The organism is Rhodopseudomonas parapalustris (genome assembly GCF_053772255.1).
This window is the reverse complement of sequence record NZ_JAMKBZ010000055.1, coordinates 1-9,307: the sequence shown is the minus strand read 5'-3', so window position 1 is coordinate 9,307 and position 9,307 is coordinate 1. Positions and strand designations below refer to the sequence as shown.

Genomic DNA, 9,307 nt, shown 5'->3' with positions numbered 1-9,307 from the left:
TTTTTTATTATCACTCTTTTTTTACCATTTACAATTACTACCCTTACTTTCATAATAATTATCCCCCCCAAGATGAACTCAATACTCTAAAATATTTATTTTGATTCAATTTGAACCATTTTATAAAACACTAAACCCTCTCGTGTTATACTTTTCTGTGGAGGGATTACAGTGTTTAAAGATAGATTGAAAGAATTGCGACAGGATCGTGATTTAACCCAAGCAGAACTTTCAAAAATAATAGGTGTATCCAGAGAAATGTTATCTGGATACGAAAATACCGGAAGAGAGCCTAATTTTTCTATTCTTATAAAGATTGCAGACTACTTCGATGTCTCGACCGATTACATACTTTGTAGAACAAATAAGAAGTATCCTTTTGATAAATATAAATGAACAATTATTTCTATATTTTCATTATAATTGTTTGTACATATTCTTTCAAATATAATAATGCAAGTATATTTCTATTAAAATACTTTCCTTTTTGTTAAAATATTTACAATCTTTATTTTTTATTAATTTATGCGCACGTTTTCATCACATAATAGTATATATCGACATATATCGCTATAAGTTATATATATTTTACCATAGCACGACAAAAATAAAAGGAAAGTAAATTTAAGCAAAAATACTTTCCTTTTTTTGTGTTCATAAAATGTTAATATTTATATAGATATAAAAGAAGACACTTCATAGAAGTGTCTTTAGCGTGGTGGCGGTTCTTCTGAGTTAATATGTATTGGAGTTACATTTGTGTTTGGATCAGCTAATGTTACAACTTGACTTAAATTAGTAATTGTAGCTACTGCCACTAATACAGCTAGCATAAACAGTCTAATTTTTTTCCTCTTCATTTTATCATCTCCTTTATACTGCACATAGCTTCCTTTGCATTTTTAAACATAAATCAAAGTATTGATTATATTTATTTAAATCAGCAGAAAAGTAATTTACTGCTTCTATAAATATTATTGATATATCACAAGGAAGTGTATATTCTTCATTATTTATAATACTGCTTATTTCATTAATCATGCTTTCAATTTCTTTTGTATTGTTATGTTTCAAGAAATAATAAAAGACTTCCTGTATTGCTTCAGTAATTAATTTCTTTTGATTTAATTCTATCACATAATTAATATATATTAAATAATTATCATGAATATATTTAATATTATTAATTTTCAACGATGCTCTAAAACAATCACACAAAATTAATGTATGATATGTATCATTGCTGTTAATTTTTGTGGCAGTATTAATATGTTCTTTACATTTTTCTAGATCATTTTTTTCTGCCTCTAAAAACGCTAAATTTGCATAAGCTAGTGCAAGCGGATTTAATGCAGCTATATCCCTGACTTCATTTATAATATTAATAAGTGTTTGTTCAGATTTTTTAAGTTCATTCAGTTTCCTATAACATATTGATTTTAATATTAATATATCATAGTACCAGTCCTTAGGCAGTTTGCTTTCATCTATATCATTTAGATACTCTAAACATTTCTCAGGCTGGTTCTGCTTGCTGAAAGCTAATGCTGTGTTGTAATATACTTTTCTTAATTCCTCATTCATCGTGATATTTTTTGCTTGAGTTAACTTTTTAGCCATTTCGGCGTACATTTCTATATCTTCATATTCACAATTAAAATATAATGATTTTATGAATTGATTTAGTGCATCTATTATATATATTATATTATCATTGTTAATAGCTGCAGCAAATGTTTTAATAGCATAAGTCTTGCACAAATGATATTTATGGGCATAATAATAAGCCTCTGAAATATATAACAGCCTTTTGCAAATTAATCCTGAATCAATATTATAGGAATTAATTAAGTTATCTGTAATGGCTATGTTTTCATTTATATCTTCTAAAGGTTTTTTGCTAACAGCATTTTCATATATCTTTTCGCAATATAACTCCATTTTTTTATTTGCCTGTTCATCTTCTGTAAGTAGCAAATCTTCTACGGTTATTTTTTCGTAATCATATTTTCCTTCTATTATTCTTTTGTTAAAAGCTTCTGCTATAGCTTCGGCAATTTTAGGAGTGCATTTACCATTTTTCTTAGCCAAATATATGTTTGTCCTTGTAAAGTCTCCTTTTAAATCTTTTTGTTTTAAATCTAATTTATCACATAGTATATCTATTTTTTCACCGAGGCTTAATATTTTGTCCTCAAATAACATTCTTTAGCCCTCCTTTCGTTAAAACACGTTTCTGGAAGCTACTATATTTATATATAGTTTCGTTTCTTCTTCCAAACTCATACTTTCACTTCCTAAGATATTATTATTTTCTTTTACCCCTTATGTAGTTTGATCATCAACTTGATTTATCCTTTGAACTATGTCAGTCATTATATCCATCTTGATTAATAAACGAATATAATCAGCTCTGCTGTTGACTCCATATTTTTCGCATTGTTCATCCAATTGTTTCATCGTCTCATCATCAATATCTCTAATATCTATTCTTGCCATCATTATTCCTCCTTTCAGTTTTATTATTCATTTTTATATGTACGGTTATATTGCATATTACATATTTTTATTGTACGCATAATATCCGTACATGTCAATAGTTTTTTTGCTCCACTCTATATTTTAAACAGCATCCATTTACATGTAAGATTTTCATATCTTATTTCAAATAGCTTTTCAACGCTTTTTATTTCGCCTTGACACGTAAATACTATCGTAGGATTGCCAGCCAACTTTATCTTTTCTACATTTACAATTTTATTTATTTTGTATACCATCTCGCTTTTATCTTCAGCTAATAAGCGAATTTTAACAGGGTTAGGCATACCGTCTTTAGCAAACCAAACTACAACATCTATAGGCTTTGCAACTACTTTCAATTTATTCACCTCATTTACAGAACATATATTCGTATTTTAATTATAACCAAATTTAAATAAAAAACAAACATAAAATAAAACCCAAGTATAAAATCCTTATACCTGAGCATATTGTTTTAATTATTTATAGGTGCCGGCATCTTTGTAATAAACTTAGCCCATCCACCCTCATATTTCATTAAGTTGAGACTATGATATCTTTTCAAATTCAAGAGATCTTCCAGTTCATAAGGTGCCAGCTCTTCTTTTAATTCCCGGAAGTTATCTTTATCACATCCACTTAGCAGCATGTATGAACAATTTGCAGCTTTTAATTCATTCCTTATGTTTTGTATCTGTCCAAGGTAATGGCAGCTTATAATGGGTTTAGCTTGAAATTTTGCTATCTGGCTTAACTTGCTCTTAAGAAAGTCCTGGCAACTTGGTACTTGGTATAATTCATCTATAACTATGTTCACCTTTACTATGTTCTTTAATGGTATATCCCACTTTCTTTTCTGAAGAGCGCCCCATATCTTTGTAAGCCAGTACGTTGCATAGATATCTTTTTCCTGCTCTGTAGAAAACATAACCTCCGGCATCTTAATGCATATAAGCTGTGCCTTTTGCATTTCTTCCACAAGGTTTATATTGTTACTACAGTCTTTTTTGAGCATAAGCTCCATATATGCATTTTGCTTTAATTTCTGCACTCTACTGAGTATACCTTGTGTATAGCTTACTTTGGTCCCTATAATCTCCGGCGCATTCTCCTTAGTTCCTTTGTTCCATTCGTCTATTTCCAGTAATGTATTAATATATTCCTCTAGATTATTTGATTGTTCAATGGGTATATTATCTATAAATTTATGCCTTAGTTTATGGTTTTGAAGCATTTCAAAAACTTGTTTTATAGAACCTTCTTGGATGAATACTAATACCGCAGCAGCTTCCAATACTCTTTCCATGCGTGCTCTAAATTCTTCATCGTCATTTACATAATTTATTAGTGTCATAAGCTGTGATGTCTTAGCTTTAGCACATCTATATACTTCAAATGGCGTGTCATTTACCGGTACAACTTCATTGTATCCAAGGCCTTGGAGAGTATCAAAGTTACTGCAATCAATGTTTAATACTTTATTTTTCGTTATACTCTCAGCTACATCCCGAGATAATTCTGCATTGCCGCAGTAATCAAACAATATTGTTGTTTCTCCGGCCTTAATTCCATCATTGGCAAGATTACTAATTAATGTGGTTTTTCCAGCTCTTGTAGGACCTATAAGACACAATGTTAAATTCTTAAACTCTTTATCATTGCTTAAGTAAGCTTTTTGTATATTGCCTTTATAAGTGTTTTCACCAAGGCACATTGTACCCTGTTGCAGTTCTTTAGGCACCTCGGATTCAAGTGTATCCACTTTATTGATTATTTTAAATTGCTGCAACAATTCTCTCCCCGGGAGCTGGATAAAGTTTTGACATTCGTTAATACTCATATGGTTGATCTCTGCCGGTAGTGTATATGATTCTACTTTTATATCTTTTTTTAGTGACTTATATAATAACTCATTATCTCCTTCAATTGATTTATACGCTTGGCATACTGATAATGCATTTTGCTTTATTCTGTGTTTATCCGCACTATCTGAGATAACAACAGCCTGTGTTTTTAAGATGATATCATCTTTCTTTTTATGAGTTGCTGCATCCAGATTTTTATCTAAGTTCATTGTGGCAACAGCTAACTCTACATAATTCATTTCATTGACTTTTTTCTTATTGCCAAGAAAGTCTCCTACAACTTCCATAAAGCCGTCCATGACCTCTATAAGAAGATTTACTACTAGTTTGAACAAATATTTGCTTGATAGCTTTTCACGTTCTATAGGCTGTTTCTGTTTAAATTTAGCTATGGTTTTTGCGTACTCTGTCCTCCATCCAGTCATATTCCACGGTATAAAATTATATAAGATTGATACCCGGTCGGCATCCTGCATTATATCAATTACATTTAAAATGTCATTTAGTGGTTCGTTTGACTTTTTATCTACTCCAAGGCTTAATGCATCTTCTTTTTTATAGCATAATTGATATTTAAGTGCATCCATAGAAAACCCCAGGACACTTTCCGACTCTTCTATGGTTATCTTGGACCATGTCTCTCTTATCTTTTCCTTGGCTATGTTCGCGTACTGCTGCGGTACTATAAAATAAAATTCAACTTTGGTTTTGTGGATATCAATAAGGTATGAACACTTCATAGGTGTTTCGAAGGTTAATTTCTTTTCTTCTCTGTGGATCCTTTGAAAAATATTTTTCTGAATGTGATGAATTGACTTTGCTATATTAGTAGAATTGTAATTTCGAATTGATGTATCTGGCGTTAATTTTAAATAAGTGTACTTTGGGTGAATAATTTGGAAATACTGTGATAGTTTCATACTAGCCCCCAAAAGCTACATTGATTATTTTTATTATTATATAAAACAATAGACTTCCAATAGTGATTGCCTTTCCTTTTGATACTCCAAATGCCCACAGCATTATTCCAATAATGCAACCCATAAAACTGATTGTGCGGCTTATATCCACGAAACTGCACCATAGAAGCCATATTGTTTTTTTAACTGCATCAGCAGCTAATTGCGCCCAATAATCCGATGTTAATATTGCATTTTGAGGTGTATTCTGCGGAGCATGATATTGCCCTCTTTGGATAAAGTCTTGTAAAGGGTTAGTTTGCTTTAGTATTTCTTGATTATGATTTATTTGATTCTGTATTTCATTCATAATTTTATTTGCGTTTTCAATGTTTGTGTTAAACTGTTCCAATTCCGGACTAAAAAATTGAGCAAAAGACATAGTCTGCATATTAAGCCTCCTATTTCAAACTAGAGAATGCGGCATCAATTTCTCTAAATAGCCATGGCAATATAGCAGTTACTCCGTAAGCTGCGCCACATTTTGCAACTACTTTCCAAACGCCTTTATAATCACCGCTCTGAGCTTCTTTAAAGCTTTGTAAGCATCCCATGACTAAATATCCATAGTATAAGAAATTCTTAGCATAGGAAAAGAATCTTTGTCCTACGGCATCAAATGGAGCAGCATGAACGGTAGTGCTATATAACATCATATAAGTAAATATAGCCAAACTTAATTTTATTGCGTTAGGATCTATTTTTGTTATTTCTACTTTTTTATTTCTTTCAACCTCTAAAAATTGTGATAATGACATGATTTCAGTTTTCATATTTCCTCCTGTATAAATTATTATTTAAATGGTTAAATTACTTTTGAGGTGATATTATGCAAATATACTTAGCTTTAAGTTTAATTTGCTTGGCAGGAGCACGTATTCTTGAATGGTTTGGATATTAATTTTCTGTGAATTATTATATGAACACCCTCAAATTTTGTAACACAATTAATATTCGCGCATAAGCTACTAGTGTAGTGTACGTAGCGCAAGCAAGGAAGCTCACAAGAAGCGTCGTGGATTAAGTCTATCCCTCTATGGATGGGCTTTTTTTCTTGCTTTTTTCTAAGAATTGAATATAAAACTCTATAGCATCTTTTATAAAATCACTCTTCTCTTCTTTGGAAGTTACCTCTAAAAATAATTTTGTATCCCTAGTAGTTTTTTTAAAACTTACGTCAATCTTAGGCATCTATTGCCGCTCCTTTCCACATTTCTTAATAATAATATATGGAATATTTGCGGAAGTGTGCTTAAATTTTAAGAGATTTCTTATATTCTAAGAATGTTCTGCAAATAAAAATGGCACTACTCAAGGTGCCATATATCTTTAACGTCTCTATTTAATTTATCAGCTATTTCAAGTGCTTTTTCTAGTGTAGGCCGACTGTGCTCATGTTCCCATCCAGAGTATGTTTTAATACTAATCCCTAGATACTTTGCAAATTCTCCAGGATCCATCATATATTCTTTCATTCTAATCTCTTTTAATCTGCTTTTCACCCCAAGTCTACCACCTCACACCTTTTGTAATTATCTTATGTATTTATTCTACGTAAGGTTAATAATTCCTTTTTATGGTAATAATTTTATTGAGGTGATTTTATGAATAAGAAGAATATTATAAGAATAGATATAAGCATTTATTTGTCAATAATTGCAATAGTAATATTGATTTTAGCCGCTTCAAAGGTGTAAAATATAACCAAAAGGGGATGAGAATGTATGAAAAAGATTTTACCATTGATAATAAGTATATTAATGATTGGAATGACCGGATGTGCCAAGAAAGTAGATAGCTCTACATCAGATAAGACTATAGAAAATAAATATGCATTTGCTGCAGCAGATAATTCTACCGGGGAGGTTACCGAACCAACGCCGGAGCCTACGATTATACCAAGTACAGAACCTACGGCAACGCCTGAACCAACTCCAACACCTACAGCTACACCAAAGCCTACACCCGAGCCTACTAAGGCACCTAATCCGACTTCAAAACCACAAAGAACTGTATACGATATGTTTGATATCGACAAGAATAGGATTATTAAAGATAGTTCAAAATATAGAGTAAAAATTGGCAATTTATCTCCACAGGTTAACTCAGATGTGAAAATAACTATTGAATGTGACACACCAATGAATGTATATTCAAAAGTCGCTCAGGTATATGCAGATTCTTCGGTATCTTTTAAGGTTAAGAATTTATCCGATGATCATAAATCATATAATGATACTTTTCCTACACAAAATTGGGCTACATTTGGGGGCAACGAAGTTAAGGGTTATGTTTTCATCGAAGACTATACAGACAAAAACATTTATGAATATGATTTTACTTTAACTTTACAGAAATAAAAAGAAGGCAGCCTCCGAAGAGACTGCCTTTTGTTAATGTACACTATTATTGAATTTACCATCGTCCATGAAATCCTTGCCTTTTAAATAAAGATACTCAACTAAACTCCTAACTTTATCCTGAGAAATGAATATTTTATATCTAGCCGGTATAACAGAATATAGTTTATCGGCTGCCCAATCTGCCTGATCTTTGCCTGTCTTAAGCACTTGGTCTTTAGCCATGCTCTTAGCCTGCAGCATTATTGCATATGCCTTTGCCTTAAATTCGGACCATCTGAAAATAGCATACAGAATAACTGCAACTGCAGCCAAAATAACGAACCTATAGTCCCATACATAATTTAATATTGTTTTCATTTATATTACCTCTTTCCTTATTTTTTAAAATTAAAAAGAGTGCCTTTCGACACTCATAATTATGCGGTTAATAATGCTTCCCAAGTTTTTGGACCTACTGTATAATCTTTCTTCAAATTCTTAGCCTCTTGGAAATTTCCTATTGCATCATATGTTTCATGATATGGATCTTTCCCATAGGAATTATCTACAGAGATTTTAAGTATAGTCTGAATAACTCCCACAAGTGCGTTTTTGGCTCCTCTACGTATAACAGCTTCAGCTTTCTTCATAGCTGCCTTTGTATGATCTCCTAACTTTCCATCTTCATCAAGTCTGTTGCCATTCTCGTCTGTAACCCCAACCTTATTACAAGCCTGCTGAAACAATAATACATTTTGTCTAAATGGAATTTTGCTTGGTTTATTTGTATCCTGTGGCTGTGGTGCAGCAGTTGTTACATAGTCGATATAAGGGCATTTTAACCAATGTGTCCAAGGTGTGCCACCCTTAAGCGGCGTTTGAATTACTCCGTACTTGGTTCCATGTGATTCTATGACTTGACCGCCACCGATATATATGCCGATATGTCCTGACTTATGTACGCAAATTCCCGGTATATCCGGAATAGAGTTTATATCACCTTTTTCATTCGCTTTACTGTACATGCCATCGGCTGAAACGTCCGTATTTCCATCATATTTACCGTTCCAATAGAAAGACTTTATAAGTCCTACACAATCTGCGACATGTTTTCCCATCCAGTGAGACTTTATGAAATCAAAATAGTTGTTTACTGCTTCACCATATTGTCGTGCTTTCTGTGCTAATAAATCCGGTGTTAATACCTGTCCAAATGTTCCGTATACATAACCCCAGCCTTCATTTTTAGCCTGTTTTGCATGTTCAACTAAACCTTTATTATCTGACATTTGTTATCCCTTCCCTTTCATAATTATCTATTCTATGGTGCGCACTTTTTGTGCTTTCCTCTACTCTTGTAAGCCTATCCGCAAGATCGCCAATATCTTTCTTGGTATCTTTGATGTCAGATTTAATTTCATTTATTCCGGTAATAGCATAATCAAGCTTAATTTCTACTCTAGTTGCATTGCCAGCTTCTTCTTTTGTATCTTTTTTAGCATTACGCATATAACCTACAATGCCTAATAATGCGCCTAATGCTGTATAAAGTATTCCTATGGATATTTCATTCATGGTACACCTACTTTCTTCTAAATAAAAAACAGCCCTATTGAGCTGC

Annotated in this window: 13 protein-coding genes; 2 read left to right on the top strand and 11 right to left on the bottom strand. The window is 32.1% G+C overall.

Annotation, left to right across the window (positions count from 1 at the left end; genetic code table 11):
• Positions 1-171 precede the first annotated feature (171 nt).
• Positions 172-396 (top strand): helix-turn-helix domain-containing protein, encoded by a 225-nt coding sequence (locus M9H71_RS24760; RefSeq protein WP_455407519.1) that lies wholly within the window; start codon positions 172-174, stop codon positions 394-396.
• Between the two features lie 477 nt (positions 397-873).
• Here M9H71_RS24760 and M9H71_RS24755 read toward each other — a convergent pair whose 3' ends face one another.
• From M9H71_RS24755 to M9H71_RS24720, 8 genes are all read right to left on the bottom strand, one after another.
• Positions 874-2,205, bottom strand: coding sequence for a hypothetical protein (locus tag M9H71_RS24755; protein ID WP_455407518.1), 1,332 nt, complete (start codon positions 2,203-2,205; stop codon positions 874-876).
• Positions 2,206-2,325: 120 nt separating this feature from the next.
• The gene (locus M9H71_RS24750; RefSeq protein ID WP_455407517.1) at positions 2,326-2,502 is read right to left on the bottom strand and encodes a hypothetical protein; all 177 of its coding nucleotides are present in this window, start codon (positions 2,500-2,502) and stop codon (positions 2,326-2,328) included.
• 113 nt (positions 2,503-2,615) lie between these two features.
• Positions 2,616-2,879, bottom strand: a complete 264-nt coding sequence (locus tag M9H71_RS24745) for a hypothetical protein (RefSeq protein WP_455407516.1) — start codon at positions 2,877-2,879, stop codon at positions 2,616-2,618.
• A 116-nt stretch (positions 2,880-2,995) separates the two neighbouring features.
• Positions 2,996-5,305 (bottom strand): hypothetical protein, encoded by a 2,310-nt coding sequence (locus M9H71_RS24740; protein ID WP_455407515.1) that lies wholly within the window; start codon positions 5,303-5,305, stop codon positions 2,996-2,998.
• Position 5,306: 1 nt separating this feature from the next.
• Entirely contained in the window at positions 5,307-5,735 is a 429-nt protein-coding gene (locus M9H71_RS24735; protein ID WP_455407514.1) for a hypothetical protein, read from the bottom strand.
• Positions 5,736-5,745: 10 nt separating this feature from the next.
• Positions 5,746-6,117 carry a hypothetical protein gene (locus M9H71_RS24730; RefSeq protein ID WP_455407513.1) on the bottom strand — a complete coding sequence of 124 codons (372 nt, stop codon included), beginning with the start codon at positions 6,115-6,117 and terminating at the stop codon, positions 5,746-5,748.
• Positions 6,118-6,370: 253 nt separating this feature from the next.
• Positions 6,371-6,535: a hypothetical protein gene (locus M9H71_RS24725; RefSeq protein ID WP_455407512.1), complete on the bottom strand. Its 165-nt coding sequence runs from the start codon at positions 6,533-6,535 to the stop codon at positions 6,371-6,373.
• A gap of 116 nt (positions 6,536-6,651) precedes the next feature.
• On the bottom strand, positions 6,652-6,846 hold the full coding sequence (locus tag M9H71_RS24720; protein WP_455407511.1) for a helix-turn-helix transcriptional regulator: 195 nt from the start codon (positions 6,844-6,846) through the stop codon (positions 6,652-6,654).
• Positions 6,847-7,068: 222 nt separating this feature from the next.
• Between M9H71_RS24720 and M9H71_RS24715 the strand changes: the two genes are divergently transcribed.
• Complete coding sequence (locus tag M9H71_RS24715) at positions 7,069-7,704, top strand: hypothetical protein (protein ID WP_455407510.1); 636 nt, start codon at positions 7,069-7,071, stop codon at positions 7,702-7,704.
• 33 nt (positions 7,705-7,737) lie between these two features.
• Here the strand turns inward: M9H71_RS24715 and M9H71_RS24710 are convergent, their stop codons facing one another.
• The 3 genes from M9H71_RS24710 to M9H71_RS24700 form a co-directional block, all read right to left on the bottom strand.
• Complete coding sequence (locus M9H71_RS24710; protein ID WP_455407509.1) at positions 7,738-8,064, bottom strand: hypothetical protein; 327 nt, start codon at positions 8,062-8,064, stop codon at positions 7,738-7,740.
• A 59-nt stretch (positions 8,065-8,123) separates the two neighbouring features.
• Entirely contained in the window at positions 8,124-8,975 is an 852-nt protein-coding gene (locus M9H71_RS24705; RefSeq protein WP_455407508.1) for a peptidoglycan-binding domain-containing protein, read from the bottom strand.
• On the bottom strand, positions 8,965-9,307 hold a 343-nt coding region (locus M9H71_RS24700; protein ID WP_455407507.1), incomplete at its 5' end, for a hypothetical protein. The genes M9H71_RS24705 and M9H71_RS24700, both read right to left, overlap by 11 nt.

Excerpts from the sequence above, each read along its gene's own strand:
- M9H71_RS24755 (WP_455407518.1), bottom strand. The coding sequence starts at position 2,205 with ATGTTATTTGAGGACAAAATATTAAGCCTCGGTGAAAAAATAGATATA.
- M9H71_RS24750 (WP_455407517.1), bottom strand. The coding sequence starts at position 2,502 with ATGATGGCAAGAATAGATATTAGAGATATTGATGATGAGACGATGAAA.
- M9H71_RS24740 (WP_455407515.1), bottom strand. The coding sequence starts at position 5,305 with ATGAAACTATCACAGTATTTCCAAATTATTCACCCAAAGTACACTTAT.
- M9H71_RS24735 (WP_455407514.1), bottom strand. The coding sequence starts at position 5,735 with ATGCAGACTATGTCTTTTGCTCAATTTTTTAGTCCGGAATTGGAACAG.
- M9H71_RS24730 (WP_455407513.1), bottom strand. The coding sequence starts at position 6,117 with ATGAAAACTGAAATCATGTCATTATCACAATTTTTAGAGGTTGAAAGA.
- M9H71_RS24725 (WP_455407512.1), bottom strand. The coding sequence starts at position 6,535 with ATGCCTAAGATTGACGTAAGTTTTAAAAAAACTACTAGGGATACAAAA.
- M9H71_RS24715 (WP_455407510.1), top strand. The coding sequence starts at position 7,069 with ATGAAAAAGATTTTACCATTGATAATAAGTATATTAATGATTGGAATG.
- M9H71_RS24710 (WP_455407509.1), bottom strand. The coding sequence starts at position 8,064 with ATGAAAACAATATTAAATTATGTATGGGACTATAGGTTCGTTATTTTG.
- M9H71_RS24705 (WP_455407508.1), bottom strand. The coding sequence starts at position 8,975 with ATGTCAGATAATAAAGGTTTAGTTGAACATGCAAAACAGGCTAAAAAT.